The sequence below is a fragment of the Syntrophotalea acetylenivorans genome (assembly GCF_001887775.1).
Classification (GTDB): domain Bacteria; phylum Desulfobacterota; class Desulfuromonadia; order Desulfuromonadales; family Syntrophotaleaceae; genus Syntrophotalea_A; species Syntrophotalea_A acetylenivorans.
The window spans coordinates 1,550,932-1,571,828 of sequence record NZ_CP015519.1 but is presented as its reverse complement, the minus strand read 5'-3'; the positions used below and the strand labels follow the sequence as shown (position 1 = coordinate 1,571,828).

Here is a 20,897-nt window from a genome sequence, read left to right as displayed (position 1 = left end):
AAGACTGTCCCGTTCCGCTGTCCTGCTGAATGGTGCGGCGTACCGATGTACGCCTCCGTGCAAGGCCTTGATTTCCTTGACCTTGCAAAAAGTTGCTCGGTTCCAAAGCAGTAACTCAGTAATCTGCATCCAAAGTATCTGGGTGAAGATCAGGTTAGAGAGCTGCGGTCGTTAGTTACCGGCAGTTCGACGATAAAGCGGGTGCCCCGCGGCTGGTTGTCCTTGACCCGGATATAGCCGTTGTGATCGGAAATGACGCTGGAAACAATGGCCAGGCCAAGACCGGTACCGGTCTTTTTGGTAGAGAAATAGGGCTCGAACAGCCGTGGTTTGTCTTCAGCGGTGATGCCGCAGCCATCGTCGGCAACGGTAAAGGAGGCAATCTGCAATTCTTCGTTGAAACCGGTTTCCACGGAGATATGGCCACCGGTTCCGACGGCGCCGACCGCATTGTCGAGAAGGTTGATCACTGACCGCTTAATCTGATCTCGATCGAGATTAAAGACCGGCAGGTGGTCATCGGCATTGAAGTCGAAAGAGATGTCCTTGTGTCCTTCCTGGTAGAGGACCAAGGCCTCGGCAATGATGTCGTTGAGGTTGTTGGGGGTCGGTTTGCTGGCCGGCATGCGGGCAAAACTGGAAAATTCGTTGACCAGGTTCTTGAGTTCGTCTACCTGCTTGACGATCATCATGGTGCATTCGTCGAATACTGTGTCGTCGCTATCAAAACGGCTTAGATACCGGCGTCTCAGGCGCTGGGCGGAAAGCTGAATGGGGGTCAACGGGTTCTTGATTTCATGAGCAATGCGCCGCGCCACCTCGCGCCAGGCGGCCATGCGCTGGGCACGGATCAATTCTGTAAGATCGTCGAATACGACGACCGTACCCATGAATTCACCGTTTTCATCCCGCAGGGTCGTCAGGTTGACCAAAAGGGTCAGTTTCGCATCGGGCAAATCGACGGTGACCTGTTTACGAATGGAATCCTTACCTGATTGGGCCAGGAGAAGACGTAATTCCTTGATTTGAGGAAGATGCTCGGTCTTGATGACTTCACGGAAGTTCTTGCCTAAAACCTTGCCCGTTTGAATTTTAAGAAGCTTTTCCGCCGATTTGTTGATAGTAGTCAGGTTGCCTTTTTGGTCGACCGAGATGACGCCGGCGGTAACGTTCTTGAGGATAATTTCCATGTAGCGGCGACGTTGTTCCAGCTCAAGGTTTGACACCTGCAATTCGCGATTGGCCTGGCGAATACTCTCCTGGCCCTTGCGCAGGTCGGCCGTCATCTTGTTGAAAGCTTCCACCAAAAGGGCTATTTCGTCATCGCTTTTAATGGCAATTTGTACCTCGAGGTCGCCTTCGGCGACTCTGTTGCTGGCCAGGGCCAGTTCCTGAATCGGTACCGTGATGCCCCGAGCCAGGTGGAAACCGAACCAGGTAGCCAAAAAGATAATGACTAAGGCGATCAACAACAGGACCAGCACGTAGCCCTTTTGAATCTTTCCTTTGAGCAGTTTGGTGGACTTGTATTGTTCAAAAGAGGAAGAAATTTCCTCCATTTTGCTGACCAGCGAATAGGGAACGTAGTAGTTGACCACCACCACACCGACCACGTCGTTGGGATTCCAATTGGAAAAAACCGGGACGATGCCCCGAATCAAGTCGGCTTTGCCCATGCGGGTGATGAGGGTGCGGCTGTTGCCTTGCAGGGCTTCGCGGATGGTGTCCGAATCGGGATCGGTGAATTCGGTGTCAGGAATTTGCGGGTTAGAGGCGCGGACCAACTCTTCATGGGTGGCCGAGAAAACCTCGACTACCCCGAGATTGTATTCCTGCTGTTTCTGCTCAATTAGTGCCACCAGAAACGGCAAATTGGTCTCGTTAAGCAGCTTTTGTTCTTTGACAATGCGGGAGATTTGATCCGCATAATAGAGGGCATTGGTGGCGGAGTTTTTATAGTAGGTTTGAGCGACGGCCAGGGATTCTTCGAGAGACGATTCGATTTCGGCATTGAACCAGTTTTCAATAGTGCTGGAAATGATGCCGGCCGCCACAAAAAACAATAGCATGGTCGGCACCAGAGAGAGTGCGACAAAGGCCACGACCAGTTTGGTACGCAGGCGTGCACCAGGAAGCTGTCGTCGTCGCTCAACTAACAATTTAAACAGGTTGCGAACGACCAGAAATAAAATCAGGATGATCAACAGAATATTGATGTTGATCAGAGCAAGAACCAGAATGCTTTGGGAGAGAGGCAGTTGGGCGGAAATTTCGAACAGTTCCTGTTCGTACCGTCCCAGCACCACCACCAACAGGGTAACCAGTCCTGCAATCAGCCATTCGCGACGGCGTTTACGTTGCTCTTTATTTCTCTTCGGAGGGCTTTCGATAGCGGGTTTCATAGCGCTCTTGGAATGAGTAAATAGCCAATTCTAGGACATTTATTGTCCGAATTGCAAGTTCTATCGCTGACTGCCGCAGGTAAAAAAAAAGCAGCCCGAGGGCTGCCTTTTTTGCTGATTAGATTATTTGATTTAAGAGAAAGCCATGTCGGGAGCAAAAGACCGCTGGCCGGCAACGGCCCGAGTCTTTTTCTGTGGGCTTTCTCCCAGTTCAACCAGCTGCCAGCAGTCGGGAGAAGCAAGGATCTTTTCAACTGTCTGGTGGTTGATGTCGTGCCCGGCTTTGTACGCCTTGATATGGCCAAGGATCGGATAGCCTACCAAACTGAAATCGCCGATGGCGTCAAGGATCTTGTGCCGGACAAATTCGTCGTTGAAGCGCAATCCCTCAGGGTTGAGAATGCTGTCTTCGCCGATGACTACGGCATTTTCCAACGAGCCGCCGCGGGCCAGACCGTTGGCCTTGAGATATTCGACCTCGTGTAGAAAGCCGAAGGTTCGGGCAGGGGCCAAGTCTTTTGCGAAGAGGTTCTCTGAAACCTTGACCGCGCGATGCTGCAGGGAAATGCAGGGGTGGTCAAAGGCGATATCGTAGGAGATGCGAAAGAAACGCGAAGGAATCAGGGTGACGCGTTTTTCGCCGTCGACCACGGTGATCGGCTTGCGGATCGCCAGGTATTTGCGGTTGGCAGCCAGCTGGCGTGTACCGCAGTCCTGCAGCAGGGCGATAAAGGGAGCGGCGCTGCCATCCATGATCGGTACTTCCGGACCGTCGATGTCAATGTGCAGATTGTCGATGCCGCAGGCCGCAAGGGCTGCCATTAGATGTTCGACGGTTGAAACCGACAGGCCGCCCTTGCCAATGACGGTCGCCATGCGTGTATCGACCACGTTCGCGGAGGACGCTTCAATGGAAACGATGCGTTCGCCTTCGCTGCGGTGGAAAATAATACCGGTGTTCGCTTCGGCGGGACGCAGGGACATGGTGATCTCTTGCCCCGAGTGAAGGCCGATACCGGAAATCTTGACGGGTTGTTGCAGGGTCTTTTGATAAATCATGATAAAAGGGTGTCCTCCCTCAATTAATTACAAGAAGCTTTCCTCATGTTACACACAGGGTTAATGCAAAGAGCTTGCCACTTTTTTGGGTCTATTTAAGGTGTTGTAATCATTAGGTTTGGGTTAGGACATTGAAGGCGGGATAAAACTATTGTGGTTATTTAGACAGATGGCGTGTGTTATTTACAACACAATGGATTACAGGCGGCCGGAGCGTAAAATACCGATGGCCAGCCATAGACCGAGCACCGCTGCGATGGAGTAGCCCAGGATGCCGAGGGCTGGAAAGCCGAAGAGTAGCGGGCCCTTGTCGGTTTGCATGACGATGGAAGAGCCAATAATCAAGGCGGCGATGAGCAGGCTGAAAGAGAGTCGATTGCTCGATTTGTCCAGATCGGTGATGAGTCGTTCGAGGCCGCGGTGTTCAAGGTCAATTTTGAATTTGTTTCGGTTGATCCGGGTGATGAATTCTTTCAGGTCATCAGGTAGCGTTTTTAGCAGCGCGCCGTAGGACTGCATCATACGCATTCCCTCTCGACTCAGGTTAGTCGGCCCGACTTTTTCTTGCAATAACCTGCTCATAAAGGGTTTGAGATGGCCCACCATGTTGAACTCGGGATCGAGTTGTCGGCCAATACCCTCCATGGTAATCAAAGTTTTGGCCAGCAGCATCAGGTCGGGAGAAAAGGGAATGCGAAACTGGATCAGGATTTCCACGAATTCAATCAACAAGCGTCCCGCTCTAATCTCCTGCAACGGCACCTCGTAATAGTCATCGACAAAGTCACTGACCGCTTTTTTCAATTCGGGACGGCGAATCTCCTCTGTTAAATCACCGGAGTAGAGCAGGATAGCCACCAGTCGTTCCACATCTCTTTGCAGTACGGCGGTCAGCAGCTCGGCAAGGCGGAAGGTCAGTTCCCTGTCGAGACGTCCGATCATCCCAAAGTCGATGAAGCAAACGACGTTGTTCGGCAGAACAAAGATGTTGCCGGGGTGCGGGTCTCCATGAAACAAGCCGTGCACCAGAACCTGCTGCAAGATGGCGTTGGCGCCGTTACAAGCGATGGTCTTGAGATCATAGCTGGCTTCCCGAAGCTGATCGAAGTTGGACACCTTTATCCCATCGACATACTCCAGGGTCAGGACCGTTTCACCACAATAGTTCGGGTAGGTTTGAGGAACATAGACCGTGGCATCTTGTAAAAAGTTTTCCCGAAACCGGTCTATGGTGTGGCGTTCCCGGTTGAAATTCATCTCCCGCTCTATGGTGCGGCGAAATTCTTTGACCAGAGCTACGGGATTGAGGATCGTGCCGCTGGCCAGATGGCGCTCGACCAGATAAGCAAGACCCTGCAGAATATCGATATCTGTTTCGATGATGCGGGCGATATCCGGTCGCCGCACCTTGATGACCACTTCTTCACCACTATGCAATTTGCCGCGATGGACCTGGGCGATGGAGGCGGCAGCCAAGGGGGAAAAGGAGAATTCGGCATACAGGGTCTCCACCGATTGGCCGAATTCGGTCTCGATGACTTCCCGGATGGAGCCCGCCGGAACCATGGGCACCTTGTCCTGCAGTTTTCCCAATTCTCGGGTGTATTCCACCGACAGAATGTCGGGACGGGTAGAAAGGAGCTGGCCGAGTTTGATAAAGGTCGGCCCCAGTTCTTCAAGAGCCAGCCGTAGCCGGTGGGGAGCGGTCAGGTGCTCGATTTCTTTGCGCGCAGCACCGCGACTGATAAGTTGCTTGCCCCGGTGCAGGTAGTGGTGGATATTGAGTTGTTCAACGACGTGACCGAAGCCGTACTTGATGAGAACGCCGAGAACCTGGCGATAGCGGCGCAACGAGCGAATATTGCGGTTGATCCGCGAAAAGATCTGCATGGTTGCTATCGATTCCGGTAAGGGCCGATCATTCGGCTTACTTCAGGCGTTTTTCCATTTCTTCAATCCGTTGGACCAGTTGATCGAATTCTTCCCTGTTTACCAGACCGAAACGAGTCACCGATTTTTGCAGCTCCTCTCGAGCGACTTCCTCCAGTCGTTGCTGTTGGCCACTCACGGTCTCCTTGATTTTGTCCAACAATTCCTGCCCCTTTTCTTCGCTGAGGTTAAACTGGCGTTGCAATTCCCCCACCAGTTCTTCAGCTTTTTTTTGACTCAGAGCCAGGGCTCCAATACCGGCCATCAGGGTTTTTTCAATGAGATCATTCATGCTTGTTCTCCTATAGATCAGCAATGATTCTAGGTACTTTCAATAATAACACAGAGGGCTGTTGCTGCAAAATTATTCTAACAGCTGGCGAATTTTTGGTAGTAACCGGAGGGTAGCGATTTCGCCGGCCTTAATGGACTCTTTGGCTCGGTGAAAGTCAAGCAGGCTGATGTCGTCAAAGATGGGCCGAACCAGCAGATCGATGGCTTCTTTCTCGAGGCGCAGATCATTGATCTGGTTTTCCATGATGGCGACACTGCGGGAACAGACCCTGAAAATACCGGGCGACCGTTGTTGGGGACGTTTTTGTGACTGTGCGGCGGCCGAACTCTGTGGTTGACGGTTGTTCTGCCAAATATCGTGAAACAGGTTCTCGAGTTGGGCGCTGGTAAAGAATCTTCGAAGGGTATTGTGCGGCTTGCGCGGCTTGATGAAAGGTGTCTGCAGACCTGTTGATTGAGGTCCTGTCAGCGTAGGGATCGCGCTGACGCCGATCACTCGTTGGGCACCCATGCGGTAGGCTACGTTAGCCGGCACCGGATTACATAAGCCGCCGTCGACCAAAAAACGGCCGTTCCAAGGTACGGGCGTAAAAATGCCGGGAAAGGCTGTCGCGGCGTGCAGTCCTTCTAAGAGGCTGCCTTGGTGTATAACCAGGGCTTCCCCCGATTCGATATCGGTGGCCGTTACTGCCAGAGGAATGGAAAGCTCTTCAAATGTTTGAACCGGCAACAGCTCGGCCATAAACTCGACGACTTTGCCACCGTCCAACAGGCCCGAGGTGGGCAGGGCAGGAGAGAGAAGGCGGGCCAGGGCTCGCCAGTTGAGTTCGCAAAGGGTCTTCTCCATCTGTTGAACCGGGACGCCGGCAGCGTAGAGTGCGCCAATAAATGCACCGATGGAGGTCCCGGCGATACAGGCGATGGGGATGGCGGCTTCTTCAAGTACCTTCAGCACGCCGATGTGCGCCAGGCCTCGGGCGGCGCCGCTGCCGAGTGCCAGGCCAATGGTGGTTTTCACTGTATCCATGGAACGCCTCGTGTGAACAGCAGGGAAGGCAGAACCGAAAGAGTGTTGTTGCTAATTATACGGGCAAAGAAAGGTCTGACAAGGTTTTGAACTTTCAAGGGGCTGGCAGACCATCCATGAGCCAGCTGCAAGCTCGGCCGATTGGCCCATAGCTTCAGCTATGAATCTTCAAATGAGCTGAAATCCGTTCTCTATCAGCCGAATTTTCCCTTGGGCCGGTAGTGTCCGACAGGGCCCTAGAGGCGCGACAGCTCTAGAATGCAGTCCCAGGAAGGTAAGGGCTGGTCGGCCCAGATCGTTTTGGTAAGGGTTTCAGCTTTCTGAGGGTCAGCGCAATGGCGATGGCAGCAACGCAATAGAGCCTGGTGCAGGTTCTGCAAATCTGTCAGATAACGTTGGACGATGGCTGAAATAATCTGACCTTCGACTGGCAGGCCGATGGAAGTCTTGCCGGCCGCGGCGCAGAGCAGCAGGGCACGGGCAGCATCCAGGCCTTCGACCTCCAACCGGCGCTGCTGTTTATCAATCAATTCGACACGACCGAAAAATTCAGAGCCACGGTTTAGTGGCGGAGTGAAAGTGTAATCACGAAGTTCCGGCCGGTAATAGTCGTAAAGATAGTGGTCGGGAAAAACCGGAATTCCATCCACAAAGACTTCCTGGGTGATTGTCTCTGTCAACTCCTTAGGGTCGGTATTAACAGCTCTGGCCGCGATGGTTTCGTAGCCTTCGGCCCAGGGACCAGCGGCGAGGGAAGAAAGATCGCTGCCCAGCCAGAGGGCCAGTTCCCGTTCGTAGGCACGCTGACGAGTGGTTTCCGATGTTTCGCCGTCCATGGTTCTTTGTAATTGGTCCAGAACCTTGGAGGGCGGCAGGGGTAAGCCGGTGCGCAGCACTTCTTTTTGCAATAAAGTTCGGCGGGGCAAAGGGCGGCCGTCGCCGAGCAATTGCCAAAAGGCCTGACCGAGAGTTGAACGGGTAAAAGCGAAGATCGCTTCGGTATGATGTTCCGGCCAGGTTTGCTCCTCCGGCAGGCAGAGCGAACCGTTCTGCAGCAAGCTGAGCAGCGGATCGGGCAGGTGCAGAGCCAGGGACAACAGGGCCGGATGCCGGGAATTCAACCATCTCCATTCAACTGAGCGCGTGCTGTCGCCATGGGTCATGAACGTCATGCAGTCATCATCTATCGATTTTTTGATGCGCAGGATGATTTCTTCGTCCGTCTCGGCAGAGAGTTGTTCCAGGGTGAATTGTTTTTGAATCAGTTCCAGAACGGTCAGGCCGTAGTTGCTGGCCAACCAGCCGCTTGGCAGGCGCAGTTCGATGGTCGCACCGGCGGCGGCCAGGCCCAACAGGTGCAGCAGGTGCCAGGTCCAGGTCGGTGTAGCCACCGGCAGGCGAAAGCGGCGGTTAGGCCAGGATCGACGCAACAGGGCCAGAAAATGATTACGCCGTTCGGGGGACGGTAGCCGTTGATCGACCAGAGTGCCGCTGATATGGCTGGGAACAAAGCCCTCCGGGGCTTGCCAGAGAGATACGGTCTGGTCGATGGCCGGGTGACCGCATAGGTTGCGCTGTAGAGCCAGCCCGGCCAACAAGGGTGCCGAAGCAAATTCCAGGGCTGGCGCAACGGTTTTGTATGCGCGGTCCGGATTAAGCAACAAGGTTGCGGCCGTGGCCGGGACCGGACAGGGTGGGGCGTAACCACCCAGTCGCCGGTGCTCCTGCTCCAGCAACAGGTCTAAGGCCTGGCAACAGCGCTGCAGATCGCTGGCTGGTCGCAACTGTGTCAGGCGACGAAACAATAGGTGGTAGCGAACCGCGACCGGTTCCGGAAGCGCCAGTTCCGTATCGCTCATGGCCAGAGATTGCCGTAGGCCGGGAGGTAAGATCGGCAGGACGCGGCGAATCTCTTCTTCTAATAGATGGGGTTGGATCTCGGTGGGCAGCAAATCATAGTGACTCAGAGCCAGCAACCGGACAAAGGTAAGGAACCCCTTGCCGATGGCCAATTGCCCCGGAACGTCACCCTTGGTCAGACGCTCTTCGCTGCGGGCGATACGGTAATGTTCATTTAACAGGGGTTCCGCTGCCAGCAAGGTGGTGCGCCACATGTTGGCCAGATAACAGGCCGAAAGTTCCGGTGGCGGCACCGCGGCGAGTACCGCCAGCAGTTTGATCTCCTCCAGAAGAAGCTGCAGGACTTCTTGGAAATCGCGGGCGTTGGCTTTGGCCCCTTTAGTCAGAGGCAACTGTTTTCGCAGGCGAGGAGGGGATTCATCGTCCCAAAAGGAGACTTCGTTTCGGGTCCAGGTGATGAAATAGCGCAGTCCCAGGGCTTGAGCGCAGTAGTGGCCCATTTCCATTGCTGCTGTATCGTTTTCCCCCGGGAAAAGTACGACTCCCCCAGCCATGCAGCTGTCACGATTAATCCAGAACAGCAGGGGGGGGCGCAGCTCACCAATGGCGGTCAACAGGGACGGAAAGGTCTCGACCTTGCGCAGAGGCGTACGGCCTCGGCTGATGAGACTTTCAGCCCAGTGACTCAGCTGGTCGGTAAGCTGGTGCAGGGTGTCGGGATCAATGGATGCTGGGTTTGCAGGAACCATGCACTGACAGCTCTTGGTAAGTAATTAAGAAAAAAGCTCGCCGTTGTCGGCATCTTGAGGCAGACGTTGCAAGTGACGATAGGCGAGGTCGGTGGCAGTACGGCCGCGAGGTGTGCGGTTGAGGTAACCCTGCTGCAGGAGATAGGGTTCGATGACATCCTCGATGGTGTCTTTCTCCTCACCGACTGCCGCTGCCAGGGTTTCGACTCCAACCGGGCCACCGCCAAACTTGTCGATGATCGTCAGCAGAATCAGCCGGTCCATTTGATCGAGGCCGCAGCCATCAACCTCCAGCCGGTTCAGAGACATGTCGGCGATCTCGCGCGTGATCGTACCGTCGCCTTTAACCTCGGCGAAATCCCGTACCCGGCGTAACAGGCGGTTGGCGATACGGGGGGTGCCCCGGCTACGCCGGGCGACTTCCATTTCGCCGTTTTGGGCCACCGGCACACCAAGGATACCGGCGCTGCGGCGAACGATGGTAGCCAGGTCCTCGGCGGTATAGAACTCCAGGCGACAGATGACGCCAAAACGGTCGCGCAGCGGCGAAGAAAGCAGGCCCGCTCGGGTGGTGGCGCCGACCAGAGTGAAGCGGGGAATATCGAGCTTGATGGTGCGGGCCGAAGGACCCTGGCCGATGATGATATCGAGCTGATAATCCTCCATGGCCGGATAGAGTATTTCTTCTACCACCGGCGACAGACGATGGATTTCGTCGATAAACAGGACGTCGCCTTCTTCAAGGTTGGTCAGAATAGCTGCCAGGTCGCCCGGTTTTTCAATCACCGGTCCGGAGGTGCTTTTGATGCTCACGCCCATTTCGCTGGCGATGATGTTGGCCAAGGTGGTTTTTCCGAGGCCCGGAGGACCGAAGAAAAGAACGTGGTCCAGGGTCTCCTGGCGAGCGCGGGCCGCATCGATAAAGACCTGCAGGTTGTCCTTGGCTTTTATCTGGCCGATATATTCCTTGAGGGTGCGCGGCCGCAGCGAGGCTTCGAAACGGTCGTCTTCACCGAGTTCGCCGCTGATCAGTCGCTCGCTCATATTCCCTCCTTGCCATAAAGCCGTAAATAAAAAAATGGTACCTGTCGCCGGTCCTGGTCGATTGGTATCGATCCCTTTCAGCCTGCTCAGCGCATCAGAATCTTCAAAGCCGCTTTGAGAGTCTCTTCCAGAGAGGCCTCTGGGGGGATTTCCAGATTGTCGAGAGCTTTTTTGGACAGGTTTTCTTTGTAGCCGAGATTGACCAGCGCTGACAAGGCATCTTCCCGTTGGTCGCCGGCCATTGTGGCCGGGGTTCCAGCCGCAGCTGGTTCAAATGTGCCTTGGGGAATCTTTTCCTTCAACTCCAATACCAGTCGCTCGGCGGTCTTTTTACCGATTCCCGGCAGGCTTGAGAGCTGCTTGATATTCCCCTGGGTCAGGGCGCACTTCAAATCGTTAACGGGAATATTGGACAGAATGTTGAGAGCCAGCTTGGGACCGACCCCTGAGATGGTCAGTAGCAGGACGAACATCTCTTTTTCTTCCAGAGTCAGAAACCCGAACAGCGAAATAGCATCTTCCCGCACATGGGTGTGTACATGGAGCCGTACGGCGCCCTCTTCCGGCAAAGAATAGAAAGAGGAGAGGGGGATCAGCAGCCGATAGCCGACGCCGTTGACGTCGACGATGATCTGGTTGACCGATTTATGAACGATGTTGCCGCTGAGCAGGGCGATCAAGATAGACTCCAGGGGGATATATGGGTTAAGAGCGCTTGAGTTGGGTTATCCGAGCGCTGTGCGCGTGGCAGATCGCGACGGCCAGAGCATCCGAAGCATCTTCCTGGGCGATCTCCGGCAGATTGAGCAGCATGCGGACCATCTGTTGAACCTGTCGTTTTTCGGCCCGACCATAGCCGACCACCGCATTTTTGACTTCGATGGCGGTGTATTCGGCCACCGTGAGGTTGGCATTGACCCCGGCCAACATAGCGGCGCCCCGGGCATGGCCCAGCTTGAGAGCCGACTGGGCATTTTTGGCTACAAAAATTTGTTCGATAGCGACCGCGTTGGGAGCGTATTCGGTAATCACCTGTTCAAGATCCCGGTAGATCACTTTCAGCCGGTTGGCCAACTCGTCGCTGCTGCGGGTCGTAATAGCACCGTTGTCGATATGCAACAGCCGGTTTCCGCGCTTTTCAATAATGCCGTAGCCGGTGATTCGTGAGCCGGGGTCGATTCCCAGAATGCGCATGGATCCTGCCTTCGTCCTGCTGGCTGAATAGTCCGGATTAAAAAACGGGCGGCGTCGGTTCCGAAGACCCAGATCGCCGCCCGTATTCGAATTACTGAATCAACCCATGAAGTTGGCGAACTCTTCCTCGGAGATGTCGAAGTTGGCGTAGACGTTCTGCACGTCGTCGTTATCCTCCAGCTTGTCCATCATCTTCAGCATCTGCTCGGCCTGTTTGCCTTCGAGCTGCACGGTGGTCTGGGGAATCATGGTGACTTCCGCTGACTGCCACTGTAATCCCTGGGCGGCCAGGGCATCGCGCACCTCGATGAAGGTCGTGGGGTCCGTAATGATTTCATAACCGTCACCCTCGTCCTTAACGTCTTCGGCACCGGCTTCCAGGGCCATCTCAAACAGGGTGTCGAAGTCTTGTTCCTGGTCGAAAACAATCAGTCCTTTGCGATCAAAGAGAAAGGCTACCGAGCCGTTGACCCCGAGGCTGCCGTTATGCTTGTTGAAGATAAAACGCACATCAGCCACGGTGCGAGTCCGGTTGTCGGTCATGAACTCGACGATTACCGCCGCTCCACCGGGACCGTAGCCCTCGAAAGTGCCCTCTTCATAATTGACCCCTTCGAGATCGCCGCTACCTTTCTTGATAGCCCGCTCGATGGTGTCCTTGGGCATATTGCCGGCTTTGGCCTTGTCAACGGCGGTGCGCAAGCGCGGATTGGTATCAAGATCGCCGCCGCCGAGCTTGGCGGCTACGGTGATCTCTTTGATCAGTTTGGTGAATATTTTGCCGCGTTTGGCATCCTGAGCACCTTTACGATGCTTGATGTTAGCCCATTTACTGTGTCCTGCCATGGAACTGTTCTCCTTGTACGGTTATTCTTATGCCGCCAGGAGAGTGTCGGACAATCTCCTGATACGGCCGAAAAAGTTGCTCATCATAGCATGTAAAAGCTCAGAGCGACAAGCCTCTTGCCTGGCTTGCAAGGCGCTTAGTAGAGCGGCTTGAAGTCAAATTGATGCTGGGATTTGATGAACCGAACCGTGCGGCTTTTGGAGCGCATGACGATGGAGTGGGTTTCGGCTCCGCCTGAGTAGTAGCGGACTCCTCGCAGCAGCTCACCGTTGGTTACTCCGGTTGCCGCAAAGAAGATGTCTCCGCTGGCCATTTCCTCGGCCGTATAGATGCGATCGAAGTCGTCGATACCCATGCTCTTGGCGCGGGTTTTTTCCTCGTCGCTCATAAAGACCAGACGGCCCTGCATATCGCCTCCCATGCATTTGAGGGCGGCCGCGGCCAGCACACCTTCCGGAGCGCCGCCGATACCGATCATCATGTCGACGCCGCTGTCGGCTACGGTAGCGGCAATGGCGGGAGCTACGTCACCATCGGAGACAAGATGAATTCGGGCGCCTGCCTGGCGCACTTCGTTGATGATCTTTTCATGCCGGGGTCGGTCGAGAATGACCACGGTCAAGTCCTCAATGTAACAATTTTTGGCTTCCGCTACCCGCTTGAGGTTTTCTTTGGGAGGAGCCGTTATATCGATGGCACCGTAGGCCGTAGGACCGACGGCAATCTTATCCATGTACATGTCGGGGGCATGGAGAAAGCCGCCACGGGGGGCCAGGGCGATGGTGGTGATGGCGCCGGCCGTGCCCTTGGCACAGATGATGGTGCCTTCCAGAGGGTCGACGGCGATGTCGACCTCGGGGGCGCCCTCGGTACCGACCTTTTCGCCGATATAAAGCATCGGGGCTTCGTCCATCTCGCCTTCACCGATGACTACCGTGCCGTTGATCTCGATCGAGTCGAGGGTGCGCCGCATAGCTTCCGTCGCGGCACCGTCGGCGTTGTTCTTATCCCCTTTGCCGACCCAACGGCCGCAGGCCAGAGCCGCGGCTTCGGTGACTCTCACCAGTTCCAGTGCAAGATTGCGATCCATCGTGCGTTGCCCTCCTTGGATGTAAAAAAATAGGTGGTTTCGGTCGGCGCTCATCATGCCACGATTTACCTTCGAAAACAAGTTGCCCGATGGCAGATGAATGTAAGGAGGCTGCCGGGCTTATCATGAGCCGACCGCAAAATCGTCTGATCGGCCCAGATTCTCGACAATTTTCGCCAAATAACCCTGCTATTCGCTCTCAAATTATCGAAAATGCGGATGCGAACAGCCAGCTTTTCATTTCGGCCCGTCAAGACCGACAGACTCCTGGGGCTTATTGATGTATATTTAGAAGCAGCAAAAGAGTGGAATGACTGGCCGTTTCAGTACAAGGTGGAGGGTAAATGAGAAGGTTTTTTGTCTGGGCGCACCGGGGGGCTTCGGCCTTGGCACCGGAAAACACCCTGGCGGCCTTTCAGGCTGCCGAGGCTGCCGGGGCCGACGGTCTGGAACTCGACGTGCACTTAAGCCATGATGGGGTACCGGTGGTACTTCATGATGAGACCCTTGATCGCACCAGTGACGGGCGAGGTCCCGTTGCGGAACTGGTTTTGGAGGAACTCCAGCGTTTGGATGCCGGTTCCTGGTTCAGTGCAGCCTTTGCCGGCGAGAAGATACCGACTCTCCAGGAAGTATTATGCCGGGGCGGCAGGCAATTGCGCTTCAATGTTGAAATCAAAGATTCCGCCGCCGGTAAGGCGGTGCTGGGTTTGTCCCGTTCTTATCCGCAGGCTTCCATCGTTTTATCTTCCTTTGACCATGATCTTCTATACCAGCTGCGGCGTAGGGCGCCGCAATTGCCTCTGGCTTTTTTGTGGGAACAGCCGGACTGGGCCGCAGCCGTAGAGCGGGCGGCGGCTTGCACTGCGGAAAGCTTCAATCCGCGCTTCGATTTTTTATCCGCTGAATTGGTTGCCGCCTGTCACCAGCGGGGGCTGGCTGTTTATCCCTGGACCGTCGATACTTTTGCCCGGCTCCAACACTGCTGGCAGCTAGGTGTTGATGGCGTCTTTTGCAACGATCCGAAGCAACTTTTGGCTTGGTTAAAAGATCTGGACCAGGGCAGGGCGTCCAGCAAGTTTTGACATGTCACCGCAGGTTGATAGAGTTGTCTGCATCCATAAAAGTATTCACAACGAGATATCGAAAATTTTGGGTGACAACCAATGACCAGCTTTTCCAATACGCTAAAGTCGATTGTTTTTGATCTGGATGGCACCCTCTACGTCAACGAGGGGGTCCGTGATGAAATCGAGCAGGTTGCGTGCGAGTTAGTGGCTTCGGGGCGTGGTTTGACCACCTCGCAGGGCTGTAATGTGGTGCGCAGTACCCGTCAAAAGCTGACCGACCAGACGGGATTCGAACCGGCTCTAAGCCTGGTTTGTGCTGAGCTCGGCATCGAACTTTCTGAATTTCACCAAGCACTTCAGGACCGGGTTCGGCCTGAACAATATCTGAACAACGACACGGCGCTGCAGCATCTCCTTGGCAGCCTTGCCGAACGATACAGCCTGTTTATCTATACCAACAACAACTATCCTTTAGTGCAAAAGATCCTTGCGCTGCTGGGGATCGAACACCTGTTCACGCGTATTTATACCATTGAGTTTTGCTGGCGGCCAAAGCCGGACAGTGAGGCATTGGATCAGGTTCTAAACGATATCGGCGGGCCTCCGGAAAGTTTCCTGTTTGTCGGCGACCGCCAACACATCGATCTGCTGCCCCCAGCAGAAAGAGGGATTTCAACTCTGTTGGTGCGGCAGGTTTCCGACCTGCTGCAGATCCACAAGCTGCTTGGCCTGCTTCATTGAGCGGGTTCTATCTCCATTCCCTATAAGTTATCTGCTTTTCCACGGTATAATATGGGAAAAAGGAGAAGCTTATGAAACAACAGGTCCAGGAAGTTCTCGAGACTATCCGTCCGGCATTACAAGCCGATGGCGGTGATGTGGAACTGGTGGATGTCACGGACGATGGCGTGGTCAAGGTGCGCTTGACCGGTGCATGTGGTTCCTGTCCCATGTCGACCATGACCCTGAAAATGGGCATCGAACGCACACTGCTTCAGCATTTTCCCGAACTTAAAGAGGTGGTGCAGGTCGATTGATGGTCTTGGACGCCAACCGCAGCCTTTAATAAGTGCCGATGCGGTGCCCTGGATATCCGGGGATGCCGTACTGGCACAACTGATAAGAAGAGGCCCGTCCGGAAACCGGACGGGCCTTTATATTATGGCAAATGGTGATATTCGCAATCGCATCAAATGGATTGCGAGCGACAAATATTCCGAGGGCAGTCTAAGGGTTATGAGCTCTGAAGATCGGCGGAACCTTGATCTAGTGAAGAATAAGGGTCTTGATCGTTTAATTGCATAGTTGCTTTTTGTAGGAACTCCTCAGCTTGCTCCAAAGTCAGCGGCCTGCTAAGCATGTAGCCCTGGGCCTCATCACAATGCTTTTCCTGGAGAAAGAGAAACTGCTCTTTTGTTTCCACTCCTTCTGCGATCATACCCAGGTCCATGCCGTTGGCCATGGCAATGATGGCGTTCAATACCGACTTTTGCCTGAAGCTCTCGTCGACCGCACTGACAAATGAGCGGTCTATTTTGAGACAGTCAATGGCAAGTTCTTGCAGCCGGCTTAGACTTGAGTAGCCTTTGCCAAAATCGTCTATAGCCACTTGAACTCCCATTTTATGGAGTTCCTCCAGGGTTTTCGCCGTCCCCTCAAAATGTTCCATTAAAAGTGTTTCGGTAATTTCAATTTGCAGCGCTGATGGGTCCAGACCGCTATCCGCGAGGGCAGACTTAACATTGGATATAAACTCTGGATGAATGAATTCTTTAGGTGAAACATTCACGCCTATCCGGGGCAGGTCTATTCCTTGGTCTTGCCACGTCTTTACTTGCGTGCATGCTGTGCGCATTACCCACTCGCCAAGGGGATGAATCAAGCCGCTTTCTTCAGCAATAGGAATAAATTCCATGGGGGGGATTTGTCCAAGTTCTTTATTCTTCCAGCGGAGCAGAGCTTCGACGCCACTCAAATTCCCTGTTTTCAAATCAAATTGCGGCTGATAGGCAAGGGAAAACTCTTCCGCCTCGAGCCCATTACGCAATTGTGTTTCAATGGTTAGCCTTTTCAATGCATTAGCATTCATGGACTCTTGGTAAAATCGATAGTTTTGGGGGCCGTTGCGTTTTGCAAAGTACATTGCCATATCAGCATTTTTCATAAGACTATCGGCATCTTCACCGTCTGCAGGGAACATGGCAATGCCGATACTGGGGACAACCATCATCTGATGGCCGCCTAGCTCAACGGGCTGGTTCAAGCTATTGGAAATACGTTTGGCAACAGCGGAAGCCTCCTCATCTGACTCTACGTTGGAAAGCAGTACGGTAAATTCGTCGCCTCCAAGGCGGGCTGTTTTGTGATTTTCACCCCGCTCTCCCAGCAGGTCGGAATTCCTGACGCAAGTGGACAAACGCTGGGCAATAATTTTTAGCAGTTTATCTCCAATGCTGTGACCCAGGGTGTCGTTGATGCGTTTGAATTCGTCGAGGTCGATATAGAGAAGTGCGGCCTTTTTTTCCATTTTTTGGGCATTGGCCAGCGTTTTGTTTAATGAATCCAGGAATTGCGTTCGATTCGGCAAGCCGGTCAGACTATCAAAATAGGCCAGTTGGTGCAGTCTTCCTTGTATCTCCCGGTTCAGCTCCCACTTGCGGGTCAAAGCGTGGGCTAACTGCAGTACCTCAGCGATATCAAATGGCTTTTTCAGGATGACCAGGCTGTCGGTCTGGCCCAGGTTTTGTTGGATTTCATCCCATGAATAATCGGCATAAGCGGTACACAAAACCATTTGCATATCGGGACTGACTTTCCAGAGGCGGCTAATCGTCTCAATGCCGTCCCATCCCGGAGGCATGCGGCCGTCAACAAAGGCCAGTGCATAGGGACTCCCTTCCTTTTCGGCCTGTTCGACCATGGCCAAAGCCTCTTTTCCCTGAGTGGCGAAATCAATTACATATTCGGGCGGAGAAAAAACCTCATCTCTTTCGCCGAAAAGGGCGCTTTCGAGATCATCCAATTTGCTGTCGGAGGATTTTCCCTTCAGAAGAATCTTTTTGAAATCTTCATGTATTGCTACGTTGTCGTCAATGATAAGAATGCGAGGTGCTGAGGAAACTCCGTGATTCATCATACTATCTCTCCCGAATGACAGGGCAGTTCAAGGGTAAAGGTTGCGCCTGTATTAAGCCCATCGCTAAACGCGGTGAGACTACCGCCAAGCTCGCGAGCAGCAAGGGCCCCGCTGTGAAGGCCGAAACCATGGCCCGATTTGCGGGTTGTAAAACCGTGCTGGAAAATCCGGGTCAGATTCTCCGATGTTATACCAACTCCTGTATCCGCAACCTGGAATCGTATGCGATCCGGCGCAGGATTATCGACTCTCAAGGTGATGATTTTTTCACCCTCTCTCTCGCTGCAAGCATACTTGGCGTTGTTGATCAGGTTTAAAAGGATTTGCAGGGTTTTATGCTTGTCTACAGTGACCGGTGACGGATTTTGGTAATGACGTTCAACCTCTACCCCGTGGCGTTCAAGTGCACCGGTATTAAGTTTTAGGGCGTCTTCCATAAGCTTCTCAGGACAAACGGTTTCTTCAACGCCGGCTACGCGACCATAGCTCTGCTGCATCGAGACAATTTCCTTGATGTGGTCGATTCGTTCACACAAAGACTCGGTCTCCTGCAGCATCAATTGACGTTCCTCTTCCAGTGACTTAGAAAGGGATGCCAGATATTCAGGTATCTGGCGACCCCGCGGATCTTCAGTGAGAAAGTTCGGCTGTTTCCCGGCATGTTCCTGCATCAGATCCGCCACCTTTGCGATATTGCCGCAGCGGGATTTTCGCAGGTGCTCGATGAGCAGGGTGCTGGAGACATTTACGCTGTTCAGGACATTCCCTACATTATGCAATACGCCGGTAGCCACTTCGGCCATTCCGGCTGCCCGGGACACCTCAAGAAGAGAGCTTTGGGCCTCGGCGAGATCCGATAAGGCCTTCTCCTTGGCCGCCACCTGGGCTTGCAGCTCCCTGGTGCGTTCTTTGACCCGTAATTCCAATGTGGCTTTGGCTTCCAACAGGGCTTCCTGGATGCCCTGGCGGGCGATAGTCGCACCGAGCATGTCGGTGGCGGCGCGCAGGCTGTCTTTTTCGGCGTCCGTCCAAAGGCGCGCCTGAGAGCAGTCGTCCAACCCAAGAAATCCCCACCACTTGTTGTTGACAAAAACCGGCATAACCAGAAGGGAGAGGATGCCTTGCGGTTCGAGAATGGCGCGCTGCCTTTCCTCCATTTCGGCAACCGCTCCGCTGATGGTTTTGTTGTCGGCAAGAATCGAACGCCATTGATTGAAACCGGAGGCGTCATAAGAAAGCATCTGCAGTTCCGGATTGGATATCTCCGGGGCAACACCCTGCGCCGTCCATTCGTAACGTTGGGACATAAACAGGCTGCCCGTTTCATCCTCTGTGTTTTCAAAGATGTAGGCTCGGCTGGCATCGGCCGCATTGCCGATCCGGGCAAGTACCGTGTCGATAGAGCTTTCCCATTGTTCCGTCTGCAGGAACTCCTGGGCAGAATAACGAACGCTTTCTAGAATGCGGTCCCGGCGTCGCAATGCATTGGTCATGATATCGACCGACGAGGCAAGATTACCCAGTTCGTCTCTTCGATTCATGTCGATCCGCACCGAAAAGTCCCCTTCGGCGACCTGTTTAACAGCATGGCGTAAGCGCAGGATGGGACGAACAAGCCGTGATGCGTAACCCAAAGAAATCAGCAGACTCAGAAAGGCACATCCCACGGTCAGCAACAGAGTGGTGCGGTACAAGGATGCAACGCTGCTGTCATAGGACTCGAGGGAAAGGCCAACGTGAATCCAGCCCCACTGAATGCCGGAATAATCGAAGGGTTGTGCAAAGTGAAAAACCCTGCGATCGAGAAGAGGGACAGCGGCGATGCTGCCTGCGGCCTTTCGGTTTTCAGGATGCCAGTAATCTTCGACCTGCTGTTCCACTTTCCAGCCGTTTTGGTCGTTGATCAAGGCAAAGCCGTCGTTTTTCACCACCATCAGAAAATCGATTTCATCGTCTCCGGACAGCAGAGTCTGGCAGGCACTGACAACTCCGGCGTAGTCCTCGTTGATCGCAGCACCGGCGGCCACGTTATGCAATGAGATGGCCACGCTGTTAGCTTTGGATTTCAGGTTTTTTTGATAGGTGATTTTTTGCTGGGGGAGAATGGTCAGGACGAACACCAGCAACGTCACCAGGGCCACCAGCCAGGTCAAAAGAGCGATGCGCATGGATATCCCCATGCGGATAGGTAAGTCTTGATTTAAAGACATAGTGACATCCTCGTCCTTAATTGAAAGCGGGTTTTTGCCGTTGTTGCCTGGTGCGGCTCTTGTCAGGAGACTTTAATCGGTCGTGGATTGTACGCATGGAATTCAGGTACGCCGATTCGTATGGGACTATCTGATCGACTTTAAACAGGGTCAGTATTTGCTGGCCCGACAGAGAACGGTGCAAATCGATCATTTGTTTTAGAACTGCCTCTTTAAACTTTTTTGAGGACCACTCGGAATCGCTGGCGCATATCACGCTCTCCACGAGAGGTTCAGAGGCTATTACCGTATGCATTTTATTGAGTTGCGGGTTTAGCTCTGTCATCAGCTTAAACTTAAGCGTATCGATGATGGCCGCATCTGTTTTATTAAAAAAAACCGGAAGAAGCGCAGGCATCGGCTTGTCGTGAAGTTCAACCTTCGTGAAAAACTCTGCAGGGCTGCCGAGTTTTTTTTCTTTTAGCAGTGAGTTTAGCCAGCAGTCGCCCAGTTTTGCATTATTGGTTGCACAAAGGTTCAAAGACTTCCCACGTAAATCACTCAGGGCTCTCAGTTTGCTGTCCTGGTGCGTCAGAAGCAGGTAGCTTTTAGCGACCTGTCCCTGCTGGGATGTCATAAAAACCGGATCGATCCAAGGGGTTTCTCCCATTTCCAAAAAGGTCAGACTGTCCAAAATAACCAGCTCTGGCCTTTCTTTGACTGGGAGGTCTTTAATATCATCGACATTTTTAAAGGTTTTTACCCTAACTGATATATCGTAACCACTGTTAATGCCGATGCTTTTTGTGAAGGCCTTGAAAGCAATTTCCGCGTCTTGGCGTTTAATGCCGTGAAAAGCACTTTCCGTAAAGGCCACAGTCAGATGTGCCGGTTTTAATGCGACTGTAGATTCTTTCGTACTGTGAGATGTCCCTCCACCCAGTATGAGAAAGAGCAGGGCAATTCCGGCAATCCATGTCTGTCGATTGATCAATATCCCTCTCCCG

General features: G+C 53.6%; 17 protein-coding genes. 3 read left to right on the top strand and 14 right to left on the bottom strand.

What is annotated here, in order from left to right:
• Positions 1 to 149: 149 nt before the first annotated feature.
• From A7E78_RS07130 to glpX, 11 genes are all read right to left on the bottom strand, one after another.
• On the bottom strand, positions 150 to 2,402 hold the full coding sequence (locus A7E78_RS07130; protein WP_072283577.1) for a sensor histidine kinase: 2,253 nt from the start codon (positions 2,400 to 2,402) through the stop codon (positions 150 to 152).
• Positions 2,403 to 2,534: 132 nt separating this feature from the next.
• Positions 2,535 to 3,461, bottom strand: coding sequence for a UDP-3-O-acyl-N-acetylglucosamine deacetylase (lpxC, locus tag A7E78_RS07125; RefSeq protein WP_072283576.1), 927 nt, complete (start codon positions 3,459 to 3,461; stop codon positions 2,535 to 2,537).
• 198 nt (positions 3,462 to 3,659) lie between these two features.
• Positions 3,660 to 5,351, bottom strand: coding sequence for an ABC1 kinase family protein (locus A7E78_RS07120; protein ID WP_072283575.1), 1,692 nt, complete (start codon positions 5,349 to 5,351; stop codon positions 3,660 to 3,662).
• Positions 5,352 to 5,388: 37 nt separating this feature from the next.
• A complete protein-coding gene (locus A7E78_RS07115) occupies positions 5,389 to 5,682 on the bottom strand; it encodes a phasin family protein (protein WP_072283574.1) in 294 nt (97 codons plus the stop codon).
• A 72-nt stretch (positions 5,683 to 5,754) separates the two neighbouring features.
• Positions 5,755 to 6,711: a patatin-like phospholipase family protein gene (locus tag A7E78_RS07110; protein WP_072283573.1), complete on the bottom strand. Its 957-nt coding sequence runs from the start codon at positions 6,709 to 6,711 to the stop codon at positions 5,755 to 5,757.
• A 236-nt stretch (positions 6,712 to 6,947) separates the two neighbouring features.
• On the bottom strand, positions 6,948 to 9,320 hold the full coding sequence (locus A7E78_RS07105; protein WP_072283572.1) for a hypothetical protein: 2,373 nt from the start codon (positions 9,318 to 9,320) through the stop codon (positions 6,948 to 6,950).
• 24 nt (positions 9,321 to 9,344) lie between these two features.
• A complete protein-coding gene (gene ruvB / locus A7E78_RS07100; protein WP_072283571.1) occupies positions 9,345 to 10,364 on the bottom strand; it encodes a Holliday junction branch migration DNA helicase RuvB in 1,020 nt (339 codons plus the stop codon).
• Positions 10,365 to 10,450: 86 nt separating this feature from the next.
• Positions 10,451 to 11,044 (bottom strand): Holliday junction branch migration protein RuvA, encoded by a 594-nt coding sequence (gene ruvA, locus A7E78_RS07095; protein WP_072283570.1) that lies wholly within the window; start codon positions 11,042 to 11,044, stop codon positions 10,451 to 10,453.
• Between the two features lie 25 nt (positions 11,045 to 11,069).
• The gene (gene ruvC, locus A7E78_RS07090) at positions 11,070 to 11,558 is read right to left on the bottom strand and encodes a crossover junction endodeoxyribonuclease RuvC (RefSeq protein ID WP_072283569.1); all 489 of its coding nucleotides are present in this window, start codon (positions 11,556 to 11,558) and stop codon (positions 11,070 to 11,072) included.
• 99 nt (positions 11,559 to 11,657) lie between these two features.
• On the bottom strand, positions 11,658 to 12,404 hold the full coding sequence (locus tag A7E78_RS07085; RefSeq protein WP_072283568.1) for a YebC/PmpR family DNA-binding transcriptional regulator: 747 nt from the start codon (positions 12,402 to 12,404) through the stop codon (positions 11,658 to 11,660).
• A gap of 137 nt (positions 12,405 to 12,541) precedes the next feature.
• Positions 12,542 to 13,495: a class II fructose-bisphosphatase gene (gene glpX / locus A7E78_RS07080; protein ID WP_072283567.1), complete on the bottom strand. Its 954-nt coding sequence runs from the start codon at positions 13,493 to 13,495 to the stop codon at positions 12,542 to 12,544.
• 344 nt (positions 13,496 to 13,839) lie between these two features.
• Here glpX and A7E78_RS07075 point away from each other — a divergent pair, with 344 nt between their 5' ends.
• The 3 genes from A7E78_RS07075 to A7E78_RS07065 all read left to right on the top strand — a co-directional run bounded on the left by A7E78_RS07075 (position 13,840) and on the right by A7E78_RS07065 (position 15,602).
• A complete protein-coding gene (locus A7E78_RS07075; RefSeq protein ID WP_072283566.1) occupies positions 13,840 to 14,580 on the top strand; it encodes a glycerophosphodiester phosphodiesterase in 741 nt (246 codons plus the stop codon).
• Between the two features lie 81 nt (positions 14,581 to 14,661).
• Positions 14,662 to 15,306, top strand: a complete 645-nt coding sequence (locus A7E78_RS07070) for an HAD family hydrolase (RefSeq protein ID WP_072283565.1) — start codon at positions 14,662 to 14,664, stop codon at positions 15,304 to 15,306.
• A 71-nt stretch (positions 15,307 to 15,377) separates the two neighbouring features.
• Positions 15,378 to 15,602, top strand: a complete 225-nt coding sequence (locus tag A7E78_RS07065; RefSeq protein WP_072283564.1) for a NifU family protein — start codon at positions 15,378 to 15,380, stop codon at positions 15,600 to 15,602.
• A 197-nt stretch (positions 15,603 to 15,799) separates the two neighbouring features.
• Here the strand turns inward: A7E78_RS07065 and A7E78_RS07060 are convergent, their stop codons facing one another.
• The 3 genes from A7E78_RS07060 to A7E78_RS07050 are packed head-to-tail and all read right to left on the bottom strand — an operon-like array spanning position 15,800 to position 20,884.
• On the bottom strand, positions 15,800 to 17,701 hold the full coding sequence (locus A7E78_RS07060) for an EAL domain-containing protein (RefSeq protein ID WP_072283563.1): 1,902 nt from the start codon (positions 17,699 to 17,701) through the stop codon (positions 15,800 to 15,802).
• A complete protein-coding gene (locus A7E78_RS07055) occupies positions 17,698 to 19,911 on the bottom strand; it encodes a sensor histidine kinase (protein WP_072283562.1) in 2,214 nt (737 codons plus the stop codon). The genes A7E78_RS07060 and A7E78_RS07055 overlap by 4 nt, the downstream gene beginning before the upstream one ends.
• 16 nt (positions 19,912 to 19,927) lie before the next feature.
• Positions 19,928 to 20,884 carry a phosphate/phosphite/phosphonate ABC transporter substrate-binding protein gene (locus A7E78_RS07050; RefSeq protein ID WP_072283561.1) on the bottom strand — a complete coding sequence of 319 codons (957 nt, stop codon included), beginning with the start codon at positions 20,882 to 20,884 and terminating at the stop codon, positions 19,928 to 19,930.
• Positions 20,885 to 20,897 lie beyond the last annotated feature (13 nt).